Source organism: Streptomyces sp. NBC_00461 (assembly GCF_036013935.1).
Taxonomy (GTDB): Bacteria; Actinomycetota; Actinomycetes; order Streptomycetales; family Streptomycetaceae; genus Streptomyces.
Map to the genome: position 1 here is coordinate 8,610,811 of NZ_CP107902.1, position 25,456 is coordinate 8,636,266.

General features: G+C 71.7%; 18 protein-coding genes and 1 pseudogene. 16 read left to right on the forward strand and 3 right to left on the reverse strand.

Annotation, left to right across the window (positions count from 1 at the left end; genetic code table 11):
* Positions 1–5: 5 nt before the first annotated feature.
* The 3 genes from OG870_RS39935 to icmF all read left to right on the forward strand — a co-directional run bounded on the left by OG870_RS39935 (position 6) and on the right by icmF (position 7,915).
* Positions 6–647, forward strand: coding sequence for a prolyl hydroxylase family protein (locus tag OG870_RS39935; RefSeq protein ID WP_266591858.1), 642 nt, complete (start codon positions 6–8; stop codon positions 645–647).
* Positions 644–3,871, forward strand: coding sequence for an MFS transporter (locus OG870_RS39940; protein ID WP_327691990.1), 3,228 nt, complete (start codon positions 644–646; stop codon positions 3,869–3,871). The genes OG870_RS39935 and OG870_RS39940 overlap by 4 nt, the downstream gene beginning before the upstream one ends.
* 813 nt (positions 3,872–4,684) lie before the next feature.
* Positions 4,685–7,915, forward strand: a complete 3,231-nt coding sequence (icmF, locus tag OG870_RS39945) for a fused isobutyryl-CoA mutase/GTPase IcmF (protein ID WP_266591860.1) — start codon at positions 4,685–4,687, stop codon at positions 7,913–7,915.
* Between the two features lie 5 nt (positions 7,916–7,920).
* On the opposite strand, the gene OG870_RS39950 is transcribed toward icmF, so the two are convergent.
* Positions 7,921–8,916: an MASE1 domain-containing protein gene (locus OG870_RS39950; protein ID WP_266591861.1), complete on the reverse strand. Its 996-nt coding sequence runs from the start codon at positions 8,914–8,916 to the stop codon at positions 7,921–7,923.
* Positions 8,917–9,173: 257 nt separating this feature from the next.
* On the opposite strand from OG870_RS39950, the gene OG870_RS39955 reads away from it, so the two are divergent.
* Positions 9,174–9,968, forward strand: a complete 795-nt coding sequence (locus tag OG870_RS39955) for a sulfite exporter TauE/SafE family protein (protein WP_266842684.1) — start codon at positions 9,174–9,176, stop codon at positions 9,966–9,968.
* Between the two features lie 192 nt (positions 9,969–10,160).
* On the opposite strand, the gene OG870_RS39960 is transcribed toward OG870_RS39955, so the two are convergent.
* Positions 10,161–11,450: a hypothetical protein gene (locus OG870_RS39960; protein ID WP_266842682.1), complete on the reverse strand. Its 1,290-nt coding sequence runs from the start codon at positions 11,448–11,450 to the stop codon at positions 10,161–10,163.
* Positions 11,451–11,731: 281 nt separating this feature from the next.
* On the opposite strand from OG870_RS39960, the gene OG870_RS39965 reads away from it, so the two are divergent.
* The 12 genes and pseudogenes from OG870_RS39965 (at position 11,732) to OG870_RS40020 (ending at position 22,786) form a co-directional block, all read left to right on the forward strand.
* Positions 11,732–11,842: a putative leader peptide gene (locus OG870_RS39965; protein WP_323178536.1), complete on the forward strand. Its 111-nt coding sequence runs from the start codon at positions 11,732–11,734 to the stop codon at positions 11,840–11,842.
* A 56-nt stretch (positions 11,843–11,898) separates the two neighbouring features.
* On the forward strand, positions 11,899–12,762 hold the full coding sequence (locus OG870_RS39970) for a glutathione S-transferase C-terminal domain-containing protein (RefSeq protein WP_327691991.1): 864 nt from the start codon (positions 11,899–11,901) through the stop codon (positions 12,760–12,762).
* 111 nt (positions 12,763–12,873) lie between these two features.
* Positions 12,874–13,023 (forward strand): hypothetical protein, encoded by a 150-nt coding sequence (locus OG870_RS39975; protein WP_266591865.1) that lies wholly within the window; start codon positions 12,874–12,876, stop codon positions 13,021–13,023.
* A 155-nt stretch (positions 13,024–13,178) separates the two neighbouring features.
* Positions 13,179–14,159: an amino acid ABC transporter permease gene (locus OG870_RS39980; RefSeq protein ID WP_266529163.1), complete on the forward strand. Its 981-nt coding sequence runs from the start codon at positions 13,179–13,181 to the stop codon at positions 14,157–14,159.
* Positions 14,156–14,953: an amino acid ABC transporter ATP-binding protein gene (locus OG870_RS39985; protein ID WP_266529161.1), complete on the forward strand. Its 798-nt coding sequence runs from the start codon at positions 14,156–14,158 to the stop codon at positions 14,951–14,953. Before OG870_RS39980 ends, OG870_RS39985 begins: the two co-directional genes overlap by 4 nt.
* Positions 14,954–15,041: 88 nt before the next feature.
* Positions 15,042–16,064 carry a transporter substrate-binding domain-containing protein gene (locus OG870_RS39990; RefSeq protein ID WP_266529158.1) on the forward strand — a complete coding sequence of 341 codons (1,023 nt, stop codon included), beginning with the start codon at positions 15,042–15,044 and terminating at the stop codon, positions 16,062–16,064.
* An 80-nt stretch (positions 16,065–16,144) separates the two neighbouring features.
* Positions 16,145–16,879 carry a GNAT family N-acetyltransferase gene (locus OG870_RS39995; RefSeq protein WP_327691992.1) on the forward strand — a complete coding sequence of 245 codons (735 nt, stop codon included), beginning with the start codon at positions 16,145–16,147 and terminating at the stop codon, positions 16,877–16,879.
* Positions 16,876–17,040: a putative leader peptide gene (locus tag OG870_RS40000; RefSeq protein WP_327691993.1), complete on the forward strand. Its 165-nt coding sequence runs from the start codon at positions 16,876–16,878 to the stop codon at positions 17,038–17,040. The genes OG870_RS39995 and OG870_RS40000 overlap by 4 nt, the downstream gene beginning before the upstream one ends.
* Positions 17,041–17,152: 112 nt before the next feature.
* Complete coding sequence (locus tag OG870_RS40005; RefSeq protein ID WP_266842676.1) at positions 17,153–18,367, forward strand: LLM class flavin-dependent oxidoreductase; 1,215 nt, start codon at positions 17,153–17,155, stop codon at positions 18,365–18,367.
* A gap of 20 nt (positions 18,368–18,387) precedes the next feature.
* A complete protein-coding gene (locus tag OG870_RS40010) occupies positions 18,388–19,764 on the forward strand; it encodes an NtaA/DmoA family FMN-dependent monooxygenase (protein WP_266529149.1) in 1,377 nt (458 codons plus the stop codon).
* Positions 19,761–20,021, forward strand: a pseudogene (locus OG870_RS40015) (LLM class flavin-dependent oxidoreductase); the annotation flags it as partial. The gene OG870_RS40010 and the pseudogene OG870_RS40015, both read left to right, overlap by 4 nt.
* Positions 20,022–20,578: 557 nt before the next feature.
* Positions 20,579–22,786, forward strand: a complete 2,208-nt coding sequence (locus OG870_RS40020; protein WP_405625707.1) for a LuxR C-terminal-related transcriptional regulator — start codon at positions 20,579–20,581, stop codon at positions 22,784–22,786.
* A gap of 94 nt (positions 22,787–22,880) precedes the next feature.
* Here OG870_RS40020 and OG870_RS40025 read toward each other — a convergent pair whose 3' ends face one another.
* Positions 22,881–25,445 (reverse strand): CHAT domain-containing protein, encoded by a 2,565-nt coding sequence (locus tag OG870_RS40025; RefSeq protein WP_266592624.1) that lies wholly within the window; start codon positions 25,443–25,445, stop codon positions 22,881–22,883.
* Positions 25,446–25,456 lie beyond the last annotated feature (11 nt).

The window sequence follows — 25,456 nt, forward strand, 5'->3', positions numbered from 1 at the left end:
AAGACGTGTCCCTCGTCGACATCGAGACCATCAGCCGGGCCGAGCTGGAACAGGACCCGTTCGGCCACGCCGTGATCCCCCGCTCGTTCGTCACGGACGCCGTCGCCGAGAACCTGCGCGGCGAGTTCAGTGACGCCGGCTTCGAGGAGTCCGAGCGCACGGACCTGAACCGGTCCGACAAGCAGTACCGGATGTTCAACCGCAACCTCGTCACCGCCGGTGCGGTCGACGAGGACCAGGTGCGCACGCTCCCCGCGAACTGGCAGCAGCTCGTCGCGGACGTCGTCTCCCAGCCCTACCGCGAGGCGCTGTCCGCGCTCAGCGGCGTGGACCTGGAGCGGTGCCTGGTCGAGGCCCGCATGACCCGCTACGCCCGGGGCTGCTGGATCGAGCCGCACACCGACCGCCCGGACAAGGCGGTGACCCACCTCTTCTACTTCAACGACGGGTGGGACCCGGAGTGGAGCGGTGACCTGCGGCTGCTGCGCAGCGCCGACATGGACGACTGCGCGAAGCGGGTGGCGCCGACCACTGGGACGTCCGTCGTGCTCGTCCGCTCGGACCGGTCCTGGCACGGCGTCCCGCCGGTCGCCGACACCTGCCCCGTGGACCGGCGGGCGCTGCTCGTGCACTTCGTCCGCCCGTGACCCCGTTCCGGATCGGCCGGGGGCGGGAGACGCCCGGGAAGCGCATCTACCTGGTGGCGCTGACCGTCGACTGCGTGGGCAACGGCCTGTGGACGCCGGTCGCGCTGATCTTCTTCACCCGGGCGCAGCACCTCCCCCTGGCGCACGTCGGTGCTGCGCTGACGGTCGGCGGGCTCCTCGGCCTGCTGGCGGGACCGGTGAACGGCCTGCTGGTGGACCGGTGGGGTCCGGCGAACGGGGCGGCCCTGAGCTACGCCGTGCGCACCGGGGCGTTCGCGCTGTTCCCCTTCGTCTCCGCCACGTGGCAGGTCGGCGCGCTCGCCGTCGTCGCGGCCGCCGCGGACCGGCTGTTCTGGACGGCCAGCACACCGCTGCTGGCCCGGCTGGTCCCGGCCGAGGCGCTCCTCGGCGTGCTGAGCACGGCGAGCGTGCTGAAAGTCAGCGGGTGGGCGGCGGGCGGCGCGATCGGCGCGACCGCCGGGGGCCTGCTGATCGACAGCGGTACGGGACTGCACCTGGTCGCCTACGCCAACGGCCTCACCTACGCGGCGGCCATGGTCCTGGTGCTCACGGTGCGTCGGCACGTCCGGCCCTCCTCCGCGGCCGAGCCTCCGGCCGACGGGGGGGCGTGGCGGTGGCGCGACCTGCGTGACGACCCCGGCTTCCTGCGGCTGTGCCTGCTGACGCTGTTGCTGGCGTTCGTCTCCGACTGTCTGACGGCGATGCTCCCGGTGGTCGTCATCGTGGTGCTCGGGCAGCCGTCGTGGGTGCCCGGGGTGGTGATCGCCGTCGCCTGCGTGTCGATGGCCGTGGCCCGGCGCCCCGCGGTCGCCTACGCGCGGCGTGTCCCCGCCCCGCGGGTGCTGCGCCTGGCGTGCTGCTTCCTCACCCTCGCGGTCCTCGTCATGGCGCCGTCCGGCTGGGCGGGGCCGGCCACCACCGCGGTCGTCCTGTGCGCGGCGCTGATCGGCACGCTCGGCGACGCGCTGTTCGCCCCGGTCGTCACCACGACGGCGAACGCCGCCGCGCCGCCCGGTCTGGAGGGCCGCTACAACGCGACCTTCCAGACGTCCTTCGGGATCGCGGGCGCAGTCGCCCCGGCGGCCGGGACGGCGCTGCTGGCCCACGGGAACACCGTCCTGTGGCTCGGCTTGGCCGTCGTCTGCGCGGGGACGGCCCTGTCGGTCGGGTTCCTCACGCGGCCCCCCCGGCCGGTAGCGGCGCCCGCACCCGCGCCGCTGCGGCGGATCGTCGTCGGCGGGATCTCCGGCGCGGGCAAGACCACGCTGGCCGCCGCCCTCGCCGGGGCGCTGGACATCCGGCACATCGAGATGGACGCGCTCTACCACGGGCCCGGGTGGACCCACCGGGCGGAGTTCGCGGACGACGTGGAGCGCGCCACGCGAACACCGGCGTGGATCTGCGACGCCCAGTACCACTGGGTCGTCGGCGACCTGCTCGGCGAGCGCGCCGACACGTTCGTCTGGCTCGACCTGCCCCGCCGGACCGTCATGAACCGCGTGCTGCGGCGCTCGGTGGTCCGGGCCGCCACCGGCCGCGAGCTGTGGCACGGCAACCGGGAGACCTGGCGGTCGATGCTGCGCAACCCGCGCCACCCGCTGCGCTGGGCCTGGTCCCAGCACGCCACCCGGCGGGCCGAGACGGCCGCTTTCCTCCGCCTGCACCCCGGCCTCGCCGTCGTCCACCTGACCAGTGCGAGTCAAGCGCGGCAGTGGCTGCGTTCGATCGAGCACCGGCCCCTTTCACCCGCCCCGTCACCACTCAGCGCAGGAGGTACCCCCATGCAGGACCGTCGGCGAGAACCAGCTCCCCCGGGCGAGCCGCTGCTGGAGATCCACGGCGGGAGCCGGCTCTCCGGGTCCGTCCGCACCTCCGGGTTCAAGCACTCCCTGGTCACCACGGTGGCCGCCGCGGCCACCGCGAGCGCGCCGGTGCGCATCGGAAACTGCCCGGACATCGTCGAGACGACGGTGCTGGGCGAGATCTTCCGCGCGGCGGGCGCGCACGCGCACTACGACGGGCCGGCCGAGACGTTCACCGTCGACGCGTCCGCCTGGGACCGCGCGGAGCTGCCGGCCGATCTCGTCGGCCGCATCCACGGCTCGCTCTACTTGCTGCCCGCCCTCGTCTCGCGCAACGGCGTGGCCCGGCTGCCCGCGAGCGGCGGCTGCACGATCGGCGAAGGCCCGCGCGGCAGGCCAGTCGAGCACATGCTGGACGTGATGGGGCGGTTCGGGGTCACCACCCGGCTGACGGCGGACGGCTCCGTGGACCTCACCGCGCAGCGGCTCACGCCGTGCACCATCGACATGCTCGACTACACGCGCAACAAGGCGCTCATGAGCGGGCCCTGCTACAGCGGTGCGGTCAAGACCGCGCTGCTGATGGGCGCGGTCACACAGGGGACGACCACGCTGCACCACCCGTACCTCAAGCCCGACGTGACCGACATGGTCACCGTGCTCCGTGACCTCGGCGCCGACATCGAGTTCGCCGGGCCCGAGACGTGGGTGGTCCACGGGCGGGGCCCGCAGGCGCTGGACCGGCCCGCCGACGTCACGCTGATCCCCGACCTGATCGAGGTGGTCACCTGGATCTGCGCCGGCGTCCTGCTGGCGGACGAGCCGCTGCGGATCACCGGCCCGGGCATCGACCGCGCGGTCCACGCGCTCGCGCCCGAGTTCGACCTGCTGGACCGCATGGGGGTGCGCGTCGACGTCGGCGCCGACGAGGTGACCGCGCACCCGCTGGCGAAGCCGTTGCGGCCGGTGGAGTTCACCGCCATGTCGCGCGGCGTGTTCAGCGACAGCCAGCCCTTCCTGGCCCTGCTGGCGGCGTACGCCGAAGGCCCCACCCACATCAGGGAGGCCGTCTGGGAGCACCGCTTCGGCTTCGCCCCGGAGCTGGAGGCGCTCGGCATGCGGACGGCGGTCGACGACACGGTCCTGCGCGTCGACGGCCCCTGCCCGCCGTACCGGCCCGGCACCGACCTCCACGCCACCGACCTGCGCGCCGCCGCGGTCCTGCTGCTCGCGGCGCTCGCGGTACCGGGCCGGACCACGCTGCGCAACCACCACCACCTGGCCCGCGGTTACCGCGACCTGGTCGAGGACCTGGTGAAGCTGGGCGCCGACATCCGGCACACGACGGCGCCGGACGTCCGGCCGAAGCTCACGGCGGGGGCCGGTGCGGACCCGGCCTGACGTCCTGAGCCGCGACCGCGACGGGGCCCTGCTGGAGTAGGGAGGCCCTGGGCGCGCTCGCCACCACCGCCCGTCCGGGCGGGCGCGTCCCAGCCTCATGAGTCCAGGAACAGCTTCCCCACGTGGCGCCGGGGTCGGGGGGACGTACGCGAGCGCCGACGCACGGTGTTCCGTGTACGGCTCTGGGGACCAGTGTTCGGTGCACGGATCTGCCTCGTAGCGTCGGCCGTGGTGAAGATCTGTGCCCAGAGCGAAGATGTCGCCCTCGGGGGACGGGTAGCTGTACGGCAGTGTCCGCAGAGGTCCGGCCGGTCCATCCTGGTCATGGCGTCGACGCGTCTCACGGAGCGTCTGGCATCAGAGCCATGCCCGCGAGTGGGGACCAGTTGGGGACCACACGGTATGCGCGATGGTGCACGAGGGAGCCTTCCGCTCACCTCCTGCATCATGATTAAGTCTGCTATATCCAGAAAATGGCTTTGACGCTCACTCCTGGGGGTCAAGGGGTCGCAGGTTCAAATCCTGTCGTCCCGACGGTGCGAAGGGTCTTCGCGGGCGAGAGCCCGCGGGGCCCTTTTCGCGTGGCGCGCGGACCACGGACTGCGGGCGGGGGAGTGCCGACCGCGGACAGGTTCGGCTGGCTCAAGGGCTGCTCGGCAGGGCGACGGCACCGTATCGGCTCCGGTCTCGCTCGGGCCGCAAGATAGTAGGGCGTCCTAGTATCTGTGCTCCTCCTCACACTGCCAAAAATACTTGGACGTCCTACTATTTTTCCAAGAGTGCACTCCGATCTGTACCTGGGAAGGCCCCGCCGTGAGCGATCTGCACCGTCCCGTGCATCCTGTCCGCCTGGTCACCGCTTCGGCCCTGTTCGACGGGCACGACGCGTCGATCAACATCATGCGGCGGATCTTCCAGTCCCAGGGTGCCGAGGTGATCCACCTCGGTCACAACCGCTCGGTGCAGGAGGTCGTGGACGCGGCGCTGGAGGAGGACGCGCACGGGGTCGCGGTCTCGTCCTATCAGGGCGGACACGTCGAATACTTCGAATACCTGGTCGAATCGCTGCGTGCGCGGGGAGCGGAGCACGTCCATGTGGTGGGCGGGGGAGGCGGCGTCATCGTCCCCGAGGAGATCACCCGGCTCCGCAACAGCGGGGTGACGATCTTCTCTCCGGAGGACGGGCAGCGGATGGGCCTGGCCGGGATGGTCAACTCGGTGGTGCGGGACTGCGACTTCGACCTGTGGGACGGCAAGCCGGCCGAGGCCGCGGCCGTGGTGGCGGGCGATCGGTTCGCGGTCGCCCGCGCCATCACCGGTGCCGAACTGGGCAAGCTGCCCGCGGAGTTCCTGGCGCAGCTGCGTGCCGCGGCCGGGGCACGGGTGGTGCCGGTGCTGGGTATCACCGGCACCGGCGGTTCGGGGAAGTCGTCACTGACCGACGAGTTGGTGCGCCGGTTCCGCGTCGACCAGCAGGACAAGCTGCGGATCGCGGTGATCGCGGTCGACCCGACCCGTCGCCGCGGCGGCGGCGCCCTGCTCGGCGACCGGATCCGGATGAACTCCCTCGACGGCAACCGGGTGTTCTTCCGGAGCCTCGCCACCCGCGGCAGCCGCGAACTGCCCGAGCACCTGACCGACGTGATCGACGTCGTGAAGGCCGCCGGCTTCGACCTGGTGGTCGTGGAGACGCCGGGTATCGGCCAGGGCGACGCGGCGATCGTGCCGTTCGTCGACACCTCGCTGTACGTGATGACGCCGGAGTTCGGCGCCGCCTCGCAGCTGGAGAAGATAGACATGCTCGACTTCGCGGACGTCGTCGCGATCAACAAGTTCGAGCGGCGCGGCGCGAAGGACGCGCTGCGCGACGTCGGCCGCCAACTGGTGCGCAACCGCGAGGCGTTCGGCATGCGGCCCGAGGACATGCCGGTCTACGGCACCTCGGCGGCCACCTTCAACGACGACGGCGTCACCGCGCTGCACCAGCACCTGAAGACCGTCCTGGCCGAGAAGGGGCTGGTGCTGTCGGAGGGCGCGCTGGCGCCGGTCGACGTACGGCACTCCTCCGGAATCCGGCAGGTGGTCCCCGCGGACCGGGTGCGCTACCTCGCCGAGATCACCGACACGGTCCGCGCCTATCACACCGAGACCGGCCAACTGGCCGAAGCGGCACGGCGGGTGCAGCGTCTGGAGACGGTCGAGGGAGAGTTCGTCGACGCCGGCTTCGACACCGAGAACGTGCGCGCACTGCTGGAGAGCGCCCGCCGGCACCTCCCGTACGAGATCACGCAGCAGATCGAGAACTGGCCCGCCGTCATCGCCTCGTACTCCGGTGACGAGCAGGTGGTGAAGGTGCGGGACAAGGAGATCCGCACCAAGCTCACCCGCGAGTCCCTGTCCGGCAACAGGATCCCCCGCGTGGCCCTGCCCCGTTTCACCGATCACGGGGAGCTGGTGCGGTTCTGGCGCGGGGAGAACCTGCCCGGCCACTTCCCCTTCACCGCCGGGGTGTTCCCCTTCAAGCGCGACGGCGAGGACCCGGCCCGTATGTTCGCCGGCGAGGGCGACCCGTTCCGCACCAACCGCCGCTTCAAGCTGCTCTCCGAGGGCCAGCCCGCCACCCGCCTGTCCACCGCCTTCGACTCCGTCACCCTCTACGGCCGCGACCCGGACGAACGCCCCGACATCTACGGCAAGGTCGGCACCTCCGGCGTCTCGGTGGCCACACTGGAGGACATGAAGACGCTCTACGACGGCTTCGACCTGGTCGCGCCGACCACCTCGGTCTCCATGACGATCAACGGGCCCGCTCCGACCATCCTGGCGTTCTTCCTCAACACGGTGATCGACCAGCAGATCGACCGGTTCCGGGCCACCGAGGGCCGTGACCCCTCGCCCGAGGAGACGGACACACTGCGCGCCCACGCGCTGGCGAACGTGCGCGGCACGGTGCAGGCCGACATCCTCAAGGAGGATCAGGGCCAGAACACCTGCCTGTTCTCGACCGAGTTCTCCTTGCGGATGATGGCCGACATCCAGGAGTGGTTCATCGCGCACAAGGTCCGCAACTTCTACTCGGTGTCCATCTCCGGCTACCACATCGCCGAAGCCGGCGCGAACCCCATCAGCCAGCTCGCCTTCACCCTGGCCAACGGCTTCACCTACGTCGAGGCCTACCTCGCGAGGGGCATGCACATCGACGACTTTGCCCCGAACCTGTCGTTCTTCTTCTCCAACGGCATGGACCCCGAGTACTCGGTGCTGGGCCGCGTGGCCCGCCGTATCTGGGCGGTCGCGATGAAGGAGAAGTACGGCGCGGGCGAGCGCAGCCAGAAGCTGAAGTACCACGTCCAGACCTCCGGCCGCTCGCTGCACGCCCAGGAGATGGACTTCAACGACATCCGCACCACCCTTCAGGCACTCATCGCGATCTACGACAACTGCAACAGCCTGCACACCAACGCCTACGACGAGGCCGTCACCACCCCCACCGAGGATTCCGTCCGCCGCGCCCTGGCCATCCAGCTGATCATCAACCGGGAGTGGGGCCTGGCGATGAACGAGAACCCGCTGCAGGGGTCGTTCATCATCGACGAGCTCACCGACCTGGTCGAGGAGGCCGTCCTGGAGGAGTTCGAGCGGATCAGCGAGCGCGGCGGCGTGCTCGGCGCGATGGAGACCGGCTACCAGCGCGGCCGTATCCAGGACGAGTCGATGCTCTACGAACAGCGCAAGCACGACGGCACCCTGCCCCTCATCGGCGTCAACACCTTCCGCAAACCCCACGCCGACACCGCCGAGCCCGGCGCCATCGAACTGGCCCGCGCCACCGAGGAGGAGAAGCACTCCCAACTGGAGCGCGTCCACGACTTCCAGGGCCGCCACCAGGAGCCGGCCCACGCCGCGCTGGCCGCCCTCAAGGACGCGGCGGTCAGCGGGGAGAACGTCTTCGCCGTCCTCATGGACGCCGCCCGGGTCTGCTCACTGCAGCAGGTCACCGACGCCTTCTTCGAGGTCGGCGGCCAATACCGCCGCAACGTCTGACCGAGTCACCGCGGGCGCTCCTTCTCGTCCTGCGCGCGAGGGAGCAGAGGGCGGTGGTCGCCTGCGGCCATCCGGGTCACCACCTCGGCGAGCTGGGCGCAGGCCCGCGCGATCTCCCGCTGGGTCTGGTTCCGCTCGCTGACCACCGCCGCGAGAAGCAGCGCGGTCAGTGACGCGGAGCCGTTGAACGCCTGCAGGGTGATCATCTCGGTGAGCAGGTCGTGGCCGGAGAACGGGCCCGATTCCCGGCCGGCGGCGATGATCGCAAAGGTCGACACGGCCAGTGCGCAGGGCGCCGCCCCGGCCAGCTGGAAACGGAAGGCCGCCCAGATCAGCAGCGGGAAACCCAGGAACAGCAACGGCGCGCGACCGGTCTCCACGACGCCGATGCCGACCGTGGTGGCCACGAGGAGCAGCCCTTCCAGCCACCGGGCCGGCGAAGCGTCCCGCGGGCGGTGTGCCGAGCGGAGGACGAGCAGGACCGGCGCGACCACCATGACGCCCATCGCGTCCCCGGTCCACCAGACCCACCACGTGGGCCAGAAGTCACCGACGTCCAGCGCACCGGCCAGGACCAGGCTCGACGTGCCCGTCGTCGCGCTGACCAGCATCCCGGCCAGTGCACCGAGAAAGATCAGCGCGAGCGCGTCACGAAGCCGATCCAGAGCGTTGCGGAAACCCGCTCGGCGCAGCAGCGCGTACGAGCAGAGGGGCGCGACGGTGTTTCCCGCCGCGATCGCGAGCACGGCAGGCAGGGACGGCCCCAGCGAGACGTTGACCAGGAACGCGCCCAGGGCGATGCCGGGCCAGACCCGCCGGCCGCGCAGGAGCAGGCTCGCCACCGCGATACCGCTCGGCGGCCAGAGCGGGGTGACCTGGCCGCGCACCAGCTGCTGGAGCAGTCCCAGCTTGGCCGAGCCGAAATACAGGGCGGCGACGGCACAGATCTCCAGGGCGGCAAGGGCGCCGCCCCGCAGCCGTTCGTGCCGCTCGACAGCCATCGGGCGACCTCCGTGTCGACATCGCCCCGGAGCCATCATCCGTCGGATCCTGCGGATCCTCCACATTGCCGGGATCGGCCGGGCTGCCGGCCGGTGTCATCCACGTTTGGAGGATGTCGTGGCTGTCCGCGTGGTCGAACCGCTGCCGACCGCGCCCTGTGGACCCCACCGCCGCCGGGGCAGCGACCGGCGGCGCATATGTTTGACCGGCCCGAAGGGAAGGGTGCCTCGGACCGACCTGCTGATCCCCGGAAGACGTGAGAGAACTGCTGCACATCCACCCGTCGGGCCTCGGCTCGGCGCTGCTGCTCCTGGCGGCCGGGATCGCCTCGGGCCTCGCCGGTTCCATAGCCAGTCTGGCCTCGCTGTTCAGCTATCCCGCGCTGCTCGCCGCCGGCCTCGGCCCTGTGGCCGCCAACGTCACCAACACCGTGGCCCTGTTCTCCAACACGGTGGGTACCGCGGCCGGTTCACGGGTGGAGCTGCAGGGGCAGCGCAGGCGCCTCGTCCGCCTGGCGGCCACGGCGGCGCTGGGCGGGGCGATCGGCGCGGCCCTGCTGCTCAGCACCCCGTCGTCGACCTTCCAGCTGGTCGTACCGTGGCTCATCGCCCTCGGGTCCGTACTGATCCTGGCCCGCGACCCACTGCGGAGCCTGACCGCGAGATACCGTCCCGACTCGGCCTCCTTGCCTCAACTGCCGCTCGCCTGCGCCGTGTTGTTGGTCGGCCTCTACGGCGGATACTTCGGCGCTGCGGCCGGCGTGCTGATGCTGGCGGTGCTCTCCCTGTCCGCGACGGAGCCGTTGCCGGTGACCAACGCCGTCAAGAACATCGCCACCGGCGCGGCCAACGTCACAGCCGCCGTCGCCTACGCCTTTCTCGCCCCGGTCGACTGGGGCGCCGCCGCGGCACTCGGCCTCGGCTGCTTCGCGGGCGCCTGGCTGGGGCCGGTGATGGTACGCCGACTGCCCGAGAAGCCGCTGCGCATAGCCATCGCTCTCGCCGGACTGGCGCTGGCCTGGAGCCTGTGGCGGGACGCGGTCGCGCGCTGACCCGGGCCGGCCGGGGAGGACCAACGGCACTCCGCCAGGGGCAGGTTGTCGGGCAGTCGGCAGCAGTACGACCGTATCGGCGCAACCCTGCCTGAGCGGGAGCTGACGCAGGTTGGTGGCGGTGTTTCTACTGTCGCCTTCTCCAGCCGGTTTCTGCGCTCGCTTTCTGCGCTCGCTTTCTGCGCTCGCCTTCTACGGTCGGTCGGTACGGCGGCGGCGAACCACCAGGATGGCGCCCGTCCCGACGACGACAGCCGCGGCTGCCGCGCCCGCGATGGGCAGGGTCGCGCCGGACCCGGTGCTCGCCAGGTCGCCGTCGACGGTGGTGGAGCCGGAGGCGCCGGTGGCGGAGCCGCCCCCGGTGGACGTGCTGCCGCCCGTGGAGCCTTGGGTGGAGGAGCCGGTGCCTCCGGTGGACGTCGTGGAGCCGCCGTCGCCGCCCGTCGAGCCGGTACCGCCGGTCGAGCCGGTACCGCCGGTCGTACCGCCGGCGGAGGCGGTGAGCGTGATGTCGGCCGTGTCGTCGGCCTTGTTCTTGTCGAACGGGCGGGGCTCCCCGGCGAGCGCCACCGAGCCCTTGGCGCCCGGCACCGCCTTGTCGATCTTCAGCTTGAAGGTGTACGTCTCGCCTTCGCCCTCGTTCTGCCAGGACTCGCTGGTGCCGCACTCGTAGGTGCCGGTGGCCACCTTTTCGCAGAAGCCATGGCCCTTGGTCACCGTCGTACCGGCCGGCATCCTGATCCTGACCTTGGTCGCCGAGATGTCGCCGTCCCGCAGCACCCAGGCCGGGCCCGCGTTGGTGAACTTCACCGAGAGGTCGACCGTGTCTCCGACGGCACCCTTCAGTTGGGCGCCCGTCACCTTGAAGTCGGCCGTGTTGTCCGCGGTGACCTTCACATAGGCGTCGTCCCAGTCGGGGTGGGAGCCGTCGCCGGGAGCGGCGGGGGTGGCGTCGGGCTGCTCGACGAGCTTGACCGCCGGGCCCGTTCCACGCACGGGCTCACTCGCGTTCTCGTCGAGGCCCGGCTCGGTGGTCTCCACCACCACACGCAGCCGGTCGTAGAGCGCACGGTCGAGGGCCTTCAGCGTCAGCGCCTTCTCGGGGGCGTAGACCGAGCCGGGCTTGACGGTCTGGTCGAACTCGCAGACCGCCTCCGACTTGCTCGGTGCCTCGTCGTAGGAAGGTATCTCGTAGCGAAGGCAGTTGGAGGGCAGCCCGGTGTGGCCCAGGCCGCGCGTGACGGTGTACGAGAGCCAGACCTTGTCCGCCGCCGCGGTGCCCGTGTTCGTGAAGGTGACCGGCGGTTCGAAGGTGCTGCCCGGCTTCACGCCGTCGATGGGCGCGATCTTGCCGAGCGTCACGGCGGCCGAGGAACCGTCGTCCGCGACGGCCGGCGCGGCGCCCAGCGAGATCAGGGCGACTGCGCCGAGCGCGCCGGCGGTCTGTCGGAGCGGACGAAGGCCGGAAGAGCTCAGGAGCATGTGGGGGGTCCTCTGGTGAACCATCAATGACGGACGAACGAACTGTGCGGGAACGTGAGTTCCGCTACAGGAGACACGTCCGGGCGTCGGATGGTTGCACTGGGAACGCAGATGCGACGGTGTCGCGCGGGGCCTGTGTGCGGGCTCGTGCCTGGCGCCGTGCCCGGCATCGATGTCCCCCCGGTCCACCAACCTGTCCGCCATGCGGGACGGCCCTCTTGACGTCGTCCCGGGCCGGACCGACACTCACCTAGGAAATCCTAGTGAATAGGTAGGGAAATATGAGGCGTCCGGAGTCGGTCATCGTCCCGGTGAGCCGTACGCCTCTTCTGACCTCCCGCCGTCACATCGATCTGCAGCGAGTCTGCAGTGCGATCAGCCCCCAGGGCTGAGTTGCCCGACGTCGCTTCCGCCGCGCGTACGTCCGCGCCCTCACCCGGGGAGAACCATGTTCGTCACGCCTCTGGCCGCCCACTCGTCCGACCGGTCCACGCCCGCCTTCCGCGGCCGGATCGGCAGCGACGCCCGCAGCGGCCACTACGCCGTACCGGGTCGCTACCGACTCCATCTGTCGACCGCGTGTCCCGACGGCCTGCGTATCGCCGTCACCCACGGCCTGCTGGGCCTGGACACCGTCTGCCCGGCGACCTTCCTGGCCGCCGTCCCCGACACTCCCGAGGGCAGCCACTGCGCCCTGCGTCCGCTGTACGAGGCGAGCGCCCACCGCTACACCGGTCCGGCCGTCGCGCCGGTGCTCAGCGACGACTGGTCCGGACGGATCGTCAGCACCCACGCCCCGGACATCATGCGCGACCTCGCCCGCCGCTTCGGCAGCGACCACCCCTCGCCCTACCCGTGCGGCGCGGAGTCCGAGATCGAGGCCGTCGAGCGCATGTGCCGGCAGGGCATCGAGGGCGCCGCGCAGCGCGCCGGATCGGCCGGCGGCGAGCAGGCGGAGCGCGAGGCGGCACTTGAGGAGCTACTGGAGGCGCTCGGCGCGCTGGAGCGGTGGCTCGTCGGGCGTACGTACATGATCCGTGACGACATCACCGCCGCGGACGTCGAGTTGTGGGTCGCGCTGGTCCAGCTCGACACCGTGCACCGCAACCACCTCGACGCCTCCGCCGTGCAGCGCATCGCCGATCACCCCGTGCTGTGGGCCTACGCCCGCCGTCTCACCGCCCACCCGGCCTTCGGCGCCCACCTCGACCTCGACGGCATCGAGCGCCGTCACCACGCCCGCTGTCAGGGCCTGGAGGCTGCCGGAGCGGCCGTCCAGATCCTGGACTGGGCGGCCCACGCCGCCCACTAGCCGTTCCATTCGATGGACCGGCGTTGACATTCGTTCGGACAACTGTCTTAACTGACGGCTCAGTTTCAGCAAGCGCGAGGCCCACAGGGCCGGAACAGCGACGGTGACGCGATGTACACAGCTCCCAGGACGGCCGCGAGCCGCCTCCCGGGCTGCGTACGGCCGTACGCGAACCCGCTCGTCGCCGACCGCGCCGTCGACCTGCTCCGCGTGAACAGCGCACTGTGTACCGCACCGGGCTGTGCCCGCTGCCAGGGCTGACACCTCTCCGCAGCCCTCGCATCCCCTGACGATCACCGCCCGTGCGGTGTGCCGTCGTCATCCAGCCCCCGGTTCACGTGCACCTCCGTGCGCTACGTCCTGCCGTAGCGCACGGCCGTCGCGGCCCGGGGTGTCCGACTCCGCCGGAGCCCACCATGAGTGAACCCCCAGGCGCCGCCGTGTCCCTCGCCGAGGCACCGCCCGCCGACACCCCGTCAAAACCCCTCACCGCGCAGCGGGTTCTGCCACTGCGGCGGCCGGGGCGCTGGATCGCCACCGCCCTCGTTCTGGTCCTCGTCGCCCAGTTCGTGCACGGCCTGACGACCAACCCCTTCTACCAGTGGGACCGCTTCGGGTACTGGTTCCTGCGCCCGAACATCGTCGACGGCCTGCTCATCACCCTCGAAGTGACCGCCTACAGTGCTGTGTCGGGCCTCCTCGGCGGCATCGTCCTCGCCCTGGCCCGGCTGTCGAAGAGCCCGGTGCTGCGCGCCGTCAGCTGGACCTACATCTGGGCGCTGCGCTCCATCCCGCTGATCGTGCTGCTGCTCTTCCTCTACAACTTCAGCGCCCTGTACAAGACGTTGAGCGTCGGCGTCCCCTTCGGGCCGGCCTTCTTCTCCTTCGACGAGTCGAAGCTCGCCACCGACATGGTCATCGCCGTCATCGGCCTCAGCCTCAACGAGGCGGCCTACGCGGCCGAGGTCGTCCGAGGCGGAATCCTCTCCGTCGACCAGGGCCAGCACGAGGCCGCCTCGGCGCTCGGCCTGCCCAGGAGCTACCAGTTCACGAGGATCGTCTTCCCGCAGGCGCTGAGGTCGATCACCCCGAACTACGTCAACCAGCTCATCGGCCTGATCAAGAGCACCTCGCTGGTCTTCTACGTGTCGCTGCTCGACCTGTTCGGCACCGCGCAGTCCATGGGCGCCACCTACCCCGGCGACATCGTGCCGCTGCTGCTGGTGTCCACCGTCTGGTACCTGATCCTGACGAGCGTCGTCTCCGTCATCCAGTTCTACGTCGAGCGGTACTTCGCCCGGGGCGCCACCCGCACCCTGCCGCCGACGCCGTTGCAGAAGCTCCGCACCGGTCTCACCGACCTGCGAGCCCGTATCCGCAGGGAGGCCGCCGTATGACCGCGAAGACTCTCGATCCTCTGGCGGACGTCGAGGCCGCCACCGTCGAGGTGCACGACGTGCACAAGTGGTACGGCGCCCACCGGGTGCTGAACGGCGTAAATCTGACGGTGCGTCCGGGCGAGGTGACCGTGATCCTCGGCCCGTCCGGCTCCGGCAAGTCGACCCTGCTGCGGGTCGTCAACCACCTGGAGAAGCCGGAGATCGGCCACGTCAGCATCAACGGCGAGCTGATCGGCGTGAAGCGGCAGGGCGACCGGCTCAAGGAGCTGAGCGAGCGGGCCATCCTGACCCAGCGCGGCCGGATCGGTTTCGTCTTCCAGAACTTCAACCTGTTCCCGCATCTGACGGTCCTGGACAATGTCGCCGCGGCCCCGGTCGCCACCGGCAGGCTCAGCAGGCCCGAAGCCCAGGAGCTGGCCCGCGAGTTGCTCGTCCGGGTCGGTCTCGCCGACAGGACCGGCGCCTACCCGCGGCAGCTCTCCGGCGGCCAGCAGCAGCGCGTGGCCATCGCCCGCGCGCTCGCCCTGCGCCCCGGCGTCATCCTCTTCGACGAACCCACCTCCGCCCTCGACCCCGAGCTCGTCGGCGAAGTCCTCGCCGTCATCAAGGACTTGGCGACCAGCGGCACCACGCTCGTCATCGTCACCCACGAGATCGGCTTCGCCCGCGAGATCGCCGACCGGGTCGTCTTCATCGACGGCGGAAAGATCGTCGAGCAGGGCCCGCCCTCCGAGGTCCTCGACAAGCCCCAGCACGAGCGGACCAGGGACTTCCTGAGCAAGGTCCTCTGACCCGCCCGCCCGGCCGCCCCCACGGCGCGCCCAAGACCCCCCCACACACACCGCCCTCATCACCCTCCCTGAGCGACAAGGAACGGCCATGTCCATCCACTTCACCCGACGCAGCCTGATACGCGGCATCACCGCGGCGACCGCCGTCGCCACCCTCGCCACTGGGCTCGCCGCCTGCGGTGGAGACAGCGACGCCGCCACCAGGACCTCCGACGCCGCAGGGAGCGTGACCGTCGGGCAGCTCTCGAACGGCGCCGCCAAGCAGACCAGCCTCAAGGTCTCCGAGGTGAAGTCGATCAGCGCCGAACTGCCCAAGTCCGTGAAGAGCAGCGGCAAGCTGGAGATCGGCATCGGCGCCCTGCCCGCCGGTTTCGCGCCGCTGGCCTACGTCGGCAGCGACCAGAAGACCCTCACCGGCGCCGAACCCGACCTCGGCCGCCTCGTCGCCGCCGTCCTCGGCCTCAAGCCCGAACTGAAGAACTTCACCTGGGAGAACCTCTTCGTCGGCATCGACAGCGGCAAGGTCGACGTCGGGGTCTCGAACGTCACCGACACCGAGGAACGCAAGAAGAAGTACGAGTTCGCCTCCTACCGCAAGGACAACCTCGGCTTCGAGGTGCTCAAGTCCAGCAAGTGGAGCTTCGACGGCAACTACGAGAACCTCGCGGGCAAGACCGTCTCCGTGGGCGCCGGCACCAACCAGGAGAAGATCCTCCTGGAGTGGAAGAAAAAGCTCGAGGGCGAGGGCAAGAAGCTCACCGTCAAGTACTACCCGGACCGCAACGGCACCTACCTGGCGCTGAACAGCGGCAAGATCGACACCTTCTTCGGGCCCAACCCGGGCATCGCCTACCACGTCACCCAGTCCGCGAACACGCCCGGCCCGACGCGCAACGCGGGCACCTATTCCGGCGCCGGCGCCTCGCTCCAGGGCCTGATCGCGGCCACCGCCAAGAAGGACAGCGGCCTGGCCAAGCCCGTCGCCGACGCCATCAACTACCTGATCAAGAACGGTCAGTACGCGAAGTGGCTGAAGGCCTGGAACCTCTCCAACGAGGCCGTCGCCAAGTCCGAGGTCAATCCGCCCGGACTGCCGCTGGACAACTCCTGACCCGTCGTCGGAAGGGGAGCCCGCCCTCGCCCCACCGCGGGCTCCCCGCCCCGAGCCATCAGCACCGGAGCCGTCACCCGATGTCCTCCCACGTCCTGGACAACCCCGCGTGGGCCGCGCTCGCCGGCCCGCACGCCCACTTCGCCGAACGCGTCGGCCGCGCCGCGCGCTATCCGGCCGACATGGCCCCCTTCCATGCCCTCGCCGAAACCGACGACCCCCAGGCCTGGGCGGACCTGGCCGCCCTCGTCGGCCCGGGCGGCACCGCGTCCGTACGCGGCGTCCCCAAGGCGCCGACCGGCTGGGAGACCGTACGCACCGGTCACGGCGTGCAACTCGTCGACACCGGCCTGCGCGCCGGACCCGACCCCGAAGCCGTGCGGCTCGGCCCCGACGACGTACCCGAGATCCTCGACCTGGTCGACCGCACCGAACCAGGCCCCTACCTGCCCCGCACCGTCGACATGGGCACCTACCTCGGCATCCGCCACCACGGCCGGCTGATCGCCATGGCCGGCGAACGGCTGCACCCGCCCGGCTGGACCGAGATCAGCGCCGTGTGCACCGACCCCGCCCACCGCGGCCGGGGCCTGGCCACCCGCCTGGTCCGCGCGGTCGCCGCCGGCATCAAGGAGCGCGGCGAGCGGCCCTTCCTGCACGCCAGGGCCACCAACGCCCTGCACGCCAGGGCCACCAACGCGAACGCGATCCGGCTCTACGAGTCGATCGGCTTCACCCTGCGCAGCCGTACGGTCTTCTCGCTCCTGCGACCCACCGGTGTACCGGCGGCGGCAGTCCTGGAAGAAACGGCATGACCGTGTGGTTGTACCCGTTGAAGGCGATCGACCGGACGGAGGTGCGGAGGGTGACACGTGTGCTCCGCCTCCGTGTCCTGAACCCGCGCCGCTGCGTCCGCCTCACCTCCCGGCCCTATATCGACCTTCAGCGCGTGGCCGGCGCGCTCTGTTGCTCCTGACCCTCCCCCAGCCTTCGGCCGGGGGGACCCCCATCTCCCTGCGGTCGCCCACAGCCGTGCGCCCACGCCCGCGCGCCGGCGATCTCGTACGGACCTCCAGGAAGGCACCCTCGTGTCCTCAACTCCCGTTTCACCTTTGCACCTTGCCGTCGCACTCGACGGCACCGGCTGGCACCCCGCCTCCTGGCGCGAGCAAGTGGCCCGCCCCCGCGACCTGTTGACCGCCGGACACTGGGCCGGCCTGGTGGCCGAGGCCGAGCGCGGACTGCTCGACTTCGTCACCTTCGAGGACGGGCTCGGCCTGCAGTCCTCGCACTACGGCGAGCTGGACGGCCGTACGGACCAGGTGCGCGGCCGTCTGGACGCCGTACTGACCGCGTCCCGCATCGCGCCCCTGACCCGGCACATCGGCCTGGTGCCGACCGTGATCGCCACCCACACGGAGCCGTTCCACATCTCCAAGGCGATCGCCACCCTCGACTATGTGAGCACCGGCCGCGCGGGCCTGCGCGTACAGATCAGCGCCCGCCCGCACGAGGCCGACCACTTCGGCCGCCGCACCTTCCCGCCGATCAGCCTGAAGGAGCTGCGGACCCCGGCCGGACAGCAGCGACTCACCGAACTCTTCGACGAGGCCGCCGACCACGTCGAGGTCGTGCGCCGGCTCTGGGACAGCTGGGAGGACGACGCCGAGATCCGGGACGCCGCCACCGGCCGTTTCATCGACCGCGACAAGCTGCACTACATCGACTTCGAGGGCGAGCACTTCAGCGTCAAGGGCCCCTCCATCACCCCGCGCCCGCCCCAGGGCCAGCCACTTGTCACCGCCCTCGCGCACCAGACCGTCCCCTACCGTCTGGTGGCCCGCCAGGCCGACCTCGGCTACATCACCCCGCAGGACGCCGATGACGCGCGCGCGATCGTCGCCGAGATCCGCGCCGAACAGGAGGCCGCCGGCCGCGCCGGCGAACTCCTGCACGTCTTCGGCGACCTGGTGGTCTTCCTCGACGACGACCAGGCCGCCGCGGAGGACCGCCGCGCACGCCTCGACGCCCTCGCGGGAGAGCCGTACACGAGCGACGCACGTATATTCGCCGGTACGCCCACCCAACTCGCCGATCTGCTGCAGGAGTTGGGGCAGGCGGGGGTCACCGGCTTCCGGCTGCGGCCCGCCGTCGCCGGGCACGACCTGCCCGCGATCACCCGGGGCCTGGTCCCCGAACTCCAGCGCCGCGACGCCTTCCGCACCGCCTACGAGGCCGACACCCTGCGCGGACTGCTGGGCCTGACCCGCCCCGCCAACCGCTACGCCGCAGCCGCCGTCTGAGCCGGAAGGACCACACCGACATGAGCAAGCCGTTGAAGCAGATTCATCTGGCCGCGCACTTCCCGGGCGTCAACAACACCACCGTGTGGAGCGATCCCAAGGCCGGCAGCCATATCGAGTTCGACTCCTTCGTCCAGTTCGCGCGGACCGCGGAACGCGCCAAGTTCGACTTCCTGTTCCTCGCCGAGGGCCTCCGCCTGCGCGAACAGGGCGGAAAGATATACGACTTGGACGTCGTCGGCCGCCCCGACACCTTCACCGTCCTCGCCGCGCTCGCTGCCGTCACCGAACACCTCGGCCTGACCGGCACCATCAACTCCACCTTCAACGAGCCCTACGAGGTCGCCCGCCAGTTCGCCAGCCTCGACCACCTCTCCGGTGGCCGCTCCGCCTGGAACGTCGTCACCTCCTGGGACGCCTTCACCGGCGAGAACTTCCGCCGCGGCGGCTTCCTCCCGCAGGACGAGCGCTACTCCCGCGCCAAGGAGTTCCTGGCCACGACGAACGAGCTCTTCGACTCCTGGCACGGCGACGAGATCATCGCCGACCAGGCCACCGGAACCTTCCTGCGCGACGCGAAGGCCGGCTCCTTCGTGCACAGCGGCCAGCACTTCGACATCCACGGCCAGTTCAACGTCCCGCGCTCCCCGCAGGGGCGCCCGGTCATCTTCCAGGCCGGTGACTCCGACGAGGGCCGCGAGTTCGCCGCCTCGTCCGCCGACGCGATCTTCAGCCGGTACGCAGCCCTGGACGCGGGCCGGACCTTCTACAAGGACGTCAAGAACCGCCTCGCCAAGTACGGCCGCCGACCGGACCAGTTGCTCATCCTGCCCGCCGCGAGCTTTGTCCTCGGCGACACCGACGCCGAAGCGGAGGAGCTGGCCAAGGAGGTACGCCGCCGGCAGGTCAGCGGCGCCACCGCCCTCAAGCACCTGGAGTTCGTCTGGAACCGGGACCTGTCCTCGTACGACCCGGAGGGCCCGCTGCCGGACGTCGACCCGGTGGTGAGCGAGGAGCACATCTCCCGTGGCCGCGCCCAGGTGCGCATGTACCGCGACCCGCTGGCCACCGCCCGCGAGTGGCGCGAACTCGCCGCCGCCAACAACTGGTCCATCCGCGATCTCGTCATCGAGACCGGCAACCGCCAGAACTTCATCGGCTCCCCGGCGACCGTCGCGCGGACCATCAACGACTTCGTACAGGCCGACGCCGGCGACGGCTTCATCCTCGTCCCGCACATCACCCCCAGCGGGCTCGACGTCTTCGCCGACAAGGTCGTCCCACTGCTGCAGGAACAGGGCGTCTTCCGTTCCGAGTACGAGGGGCCCACCCTCCGCGACCATCTGGGTCTCGCACACCCCGACGAGGTGGGCGCCGGCCGGCGGGCCGCCTCGTGAAGTTCCTCGCGATCACCCTGATCGTGCACCGTCCGGACCCGGTCACCGGTGTGCAGAAGCCCACCCACGACCGTTTCCGGGAAGTCCTCGACAACGCCCTGCTCGCCGAGGAGCTGGGCTTCGACGGCTTCGGCGTGGGGGAGTGGCACGAGCGGCCGTTCATCTCCTCCTCGCCGCCCATCGTCCTCAGCCATGTCGCCGCACTGACCGAGCGGATCCGCCTGTTCACCGCCGTGACCACGCTCAGCCAACTCGACCTCCGTGCGAGTCGGCCGCACAACGCCAGAAGCCCCGTCCCGCGCAACTCGGGACGAGGCTTCCATGCGAGCGCTGGGCAGGCCTTGCACCTGCATCTCCCCGCAGGAAGCGGGGCGTCTTTCCTTGGACCACCAACGCATGAGCGGCGACCAGGAGTTGTGGTGACCGGCTCAAGATCAAGTGTAGCGCACTCCTGGAGCTGAGCCGAGCTGCGCTGAGGCCGCGGGCGGGGCTCACTCGCGCCGGCCCCCGGCATGGGCCGGGGACGGTCTCCCTCCCCCGAAGGTGACCGTCCCCGACCGCTCCCCCGGCGCCGGACTGTGGTCCAGCCGACCGCGTGGTGCGGATCCGTGCTGTCACCAGCACATGACCGCTGTCTCCCCCGGACCCACGCGGAGTGCAGACGGACTCGGACGACGTAGCGCCGACTGCCGCGCGAGGGAGCCATAGCGTCCGGTCATGCGCACAGACTGCCGCGACCAGGGCCACGGGCGCCTGAGTCGGGGTCTACTCAAGTCCCCCTGTATCAGGAATGAGTACTCGCACTCATACTCCCGTGACGACCTTTGAACGCGACGCGAAGACCCTTGAACTGCCCTGGCGGTTCACCGGACGTGAGGACGAGCTCGAGCTGATCCGTCGGTCCCTGACCGCGGGCCACCACGGCATCGTGGTGACCGGCCCGGTCGGCTGCGGCAAGACCCGGCTGGTCACCGAGGCCGTGCGGGGCAGCGACCGCGCCCGGGCGGCCGGGACGCCCGAGACCCGGCACATCCCCTTCGCCGCGTTCGCCCACCTGCTGCCCGAGGCTGTCTCGCTGCACCGGGCGGTCCAGCTCCTGTCAGGGGTGCGACTGCTGGTGGTCGACGACGCGCACCTGCTGGACGATGCCTCGGCCGCCCTCGTGCACCAGCTGGCCGTGCACGGCCGCACCCGGCTGGTCGTCGTCGCTGCGGACGGCGGCCCGTACCCCGGCGCGATCTCCCGCCTGTGGACCGGGGAACTGCTCCCGCGCCTGGCCCTGGAGCCATTGCCCCGTGAGGACACGGAACAGCTGCTCGCGGCCGGCGTCGGCGGCAGCCTGGAGCCGCTCACCCTCAACCGCCTCCACCAGCTGAGCCAGGGCGATCTGCGTCTCCTGCGCGACCTGGTGGACGCGGTGCGCGAGCGCGGCCTGCTCACACGCCTGCCCGAGACGGACGCGTGGGCGTGGCGGGGCCCCGTGCCGGTCACGGCGACCGTCCGCGAACGCACCGTCGACGTCCTCGAAGGCCCCAGCCCCGCGGAGCGCAGGACCCTGGAACGCCTCGCCTTCGGAGAGCCGCTGGCCCTGCACCTGGACGACTTCGCCGTGCGAGACCTCGGCGACCTCGAAAACCTTGAGGCCGGCGGGCTGATCCACATCGACGACGACGGCATGGTCCGCCTCCTCCACCCCCTGCACGGCCCGGTGCTGCGCGCCGCGGCAGGCCGACTGCGGGCGAGGCGGACGGCCCGCACCCCGGACCAGTGCGCCGCGGCCCTCGCCGCCGAGTCCGCGGCGCTGACCGGACGGATCGAGCAGGCGGACGTACGGTCGCTGCCGACGCCCGTGGGGGAGTGGCTCGCGCAGGAGGGCGCACCGGTGCCGGCCGGGTACGCGTCCGTACGCGCCCGGTTCGCGCGGCTTCGGGGGGAGCTGCGGGAGGCGGCGGCCTGGGCGAGGGAGGGCCTGCGGGACGCTCCGGACGACGCGTCCTGCCGCGCCGAACTCGCCCTGGCCGCCGCGCAGTCGGGTGACTCGACGACGGCACAGGAGGCCGTGACGGGCTGCCCCGGCCTGGACGAGCCGTCCGCATGGCTGGTCGCGTCCCGCGGAGACATCGACGGAGCACTGGCGGCGATCGGCGAGGCGACGGACGGCATGGAGCAGAGGTACGGCGGGGGCGGCGATCGTATGGCGGGGATCGGCGCCGTCGATGGCGACCTCGGGGTGGGGATCGGTGTCGCCGGCGGCGACCGTGGGGTGGGGGCCGGTGTCGCCGACGTCGATAGCAGGGCGGGGATCGGCGCCGCCGAGGACGACCGTACGGCGGAGACCAGTGTCACCGACAGCGACCGTGGAGGTGCTCCGGGAGGCGCGCGGGGGAGTGGTGGGGCCGAAGCGGGGGCGGCCGTGGGCGGGGGTGGGGTCGTCGCGACGATGGGTGTGGAGGGTGGTTGTTGGGCCGGGGCGGTGCGATCCGATGCTGGAGGCGCGGTCGAACTCGCCTGTGCCGAGGCCGCGTTCGCGCTCTACGACCTCGTACGGCTCGGGGCCCCGGAGAAGGCCGTCGAGCGTCTTCCGGCGGACGGCGTGTTCGCCCGGCATGCCGACGCGCTGGCCCGTGGGGACGGTCCGGCGCTGGACCGGGCGGCGGAGGAGTTGGAGGGGCGAGGGTTCGTGCTGTTCGCCGCAGAGGCGCATGCGCAGGCCGTACCCGCGCACCGCGACCCGCGCGCCGCACGCACCTCACGCACCCGTGCGGTGGCCCTCGCCCGCCGCTGTCAGGGCGCCCGCACCCCGGCCCTGTCCGGCCTGGTCCTGGGTGAACTGACCGCCCGCCAGCGGCAGATCGTCACGCTCGCGGCCGCGGGCCTGAGCAACCGGCAGATCGCGGAGAAGCTCACGCTGTCCATCCGCACCGTGGGCAACCACCTCTACAGCGCCTACGCCCGGCTCGGCGCGAGCGACCGCAGTGCGCTGCCGTGGCTCGTGGAGCTGCCGGACGCGCAGCCGGCCTGAGCCGCGCCCATGAACCGGCGGTCTGACCCCCAGTATTCGGGGGAGGGGTCAGGCCGCCCAGTCATGCCGCAACGCCGCTACGTCGCCTGCGACTTCAGGCCGCTCCGAACGCGGTGAACGCCCACCCCGTCGCCTGATGCAGCGCATCCCCCGGCATCGCGGCGCGTGCGTCGCGCAGGGACTCCGCCAGCGACAGGCCCGAACTCAGTCCCTTGTGCAGGGCGAGCATCAGGGGCACCACCGCGGCGTCGTTGACGGGTGCGCTGCTCGCCACCACTCCCGCCGTGCCGAGCGGCAGCAACGCGGTGACCAGGCCGAGGAGTTCGTCCGCGCCGACCGAGGCGAGGCGGGCGGTGTCGCAGCTGGAGAGGATGATCCGGTACGGGCTGCGGTCCAGGCGTTCGAAGTCGTGGACGATGAGCGGGCCGTCGGCCATCCGCAGCGAGGAGAACAGGGGGCTGTCGGCGCGGAAGGTGCCATGCGCGGCGATGTGGGCGAGCGTGGCACCGTCGAGTTCGTGCAGCACGCGCGGCACGCCGGCGTCGTCGTGTTCCAGGAGGGTCGGCCTGCCGTAGCGGTCGGCGAGTTCGGGCACCTCCGCGCCGCCGGTGGCCAGCCCAGGCCCGCGGACCAGGACGTGCCGACCGCCGGGCGGGGGCTCGGTCTCGTGGGCGCGCAGCCAGCTGCTCGCCGACGGCGACACGCTGAGCACCCGCTCCCGCAGGGACGGCAGCAGCGCCCACGGCACACGGTGCAGCCGGCTCGGCGGTACGACCACGACCGGCCCGGAGCCCAGGTGCGCGGCGGCCGGACCGAGCAGCAGCTCCTCCAGGCGGCGCCCCATCGCCTCGACCACCGGAAGCCGGCCCTCGGCCCCCGGGTGGGCCAGCCGTCGCAGCCCGGCCTGCACATGTTCGGCCTCGGTCTCGGCATCGGCGAGCAGCCCCGTCTCGAACCGGCGCACCCGCCCCTGCCCGCACAGCAGCACCTGGACCCGCCCGTCGAGCACGGCGAGCTCCACCAGCCGCATCTCGCCCAGCCGTTCGAGGAGCCGGGCGGGGTCGAAGCGGCGCTCGGCGCCGGGTGCGTCGCCGCGCATGTGCAGGGTCCGGGAGCGGATCTCCCGCTCCAGCCGGCGTTGTTCACGCTCCAGGGCGGGGATCGACCGGCCGTCCCAGCGGGCCTCCTCCGCGCGGGCGGCGATCTCCCGGAACGCGGTCAGGTTGCCGAGGAGGGCCGGGTCGGCGGGCGGCCGAGTGGGCGGTGCGGACAGCACGGTGGCCCGCCAGCGTTCACTCCAGGTCAGCAGCCGGCGCGGGCTGCCCGAGTCGAGACTGGCCTGCTGGGCCAGCGCGGCCAGCTCCGCGCCCTGCTCGGTGGCCCGCGCCCGAAGCTCCGAGGCGCCCAGCGTCATCCGGTGGTCGTCGAGCACATTCAGCCCGCGCCGACAGGCCTCCAGCACGCCCCGCCCGGAGCCGGACGCGCGGGCCCGCAACGCCTGCGCGGCCCAGCCCGTCATGCGCGCCAGTGGCGGCCCGCTGTGCCGGCTGCGCGCGGCCACGGCCAGATGTCGCTCCGCGTCCGCCGTCCAGCCCAGGCCCAGCGCGATCCGGCCCGCCAGCAGCGACGCCTCCGGGGCGGCCGGCGCGCCGAACGAGGCGAGCCGTTCGGCGACCGCCGCCGCGTCCGCGACCAGGCGTCCCGAGCCGCGCCCGGCGGCCACCTGCGCCTCGATCAGCACCAGTCGGGCGTGCGTCTCCCACCATGGGCGCCGTTGCCCGGCGAACAGCCGCACCGCCAGTGCCGCTCGCGCGATCGCCGTGTGCGCGTCGCCCGCGAGACGGGCCGCGCGCGCTGCCACCAGCAGCAGTTCGGCCTTACGCGTGGACTGGCCGCCGATCTCGTCGAGCGTCCCGATGGCGGTGTCCGCCTCGGCGAGGGCCTCCTGGGCGAGTCCGGCGGCCATCAGGACCTCGCAGCGCCGGATGTACAGCATGAAGGACGGCGTGCCGAGCTTGGCGTACCGCTCCTCGGCCTCGTCGAGCAGGCGCAGCGCGACGGGAATGTCACCCGACCGGAAGGCGGCAAGGCCCCGGCTCTCCACCACGTCCGCCTTGTCGTGCTCCTGGCCGGTGGTGTCCCACTGCGCATGAGCTGCGGTGAAGTCGGCCTCCGCCCGGTCCACCGCGCCGAGCGCCAGATGCACGGTGGCCCGCAGGGTCAGCGCCCGCGCCGTCCAGATGACGTCGTCCGCCTGCCGCAGCACCGGAATCGCCCGGCGTACGTCCTCCAGCGCCTCGCGGTGACGGCCCAGCACCCAGGACGCGTAGGCCCGCCGGAACAGGACACGCGCGCGGGTGTGGCCGCTGCTCACCGCGACACCCCGCTCCAGCGCTGCCAGGCCCTGCCGTGTGCGGCCCGCGTGCACGAGTGCCACGCCGAGGGCGGCCAGGACGTCCGCCTCCCGGTCCGGCGACTGCGCTCGCGCGGCCAGGTCACGGGCCCGGCGCAGATGGTGCAGCGCGACCTTCATGTCGCCCCAGTCCCGCTGCCAGATACCGATCACCTGGTGGGCGACGGAGGCGCGCCACGGTGACGGATCGGCGTCGAGAACGCCCTGCGCCCGCGCCACAGCCTCGCCCGGGTCGGCGAACACCATCGGCAGCAGTT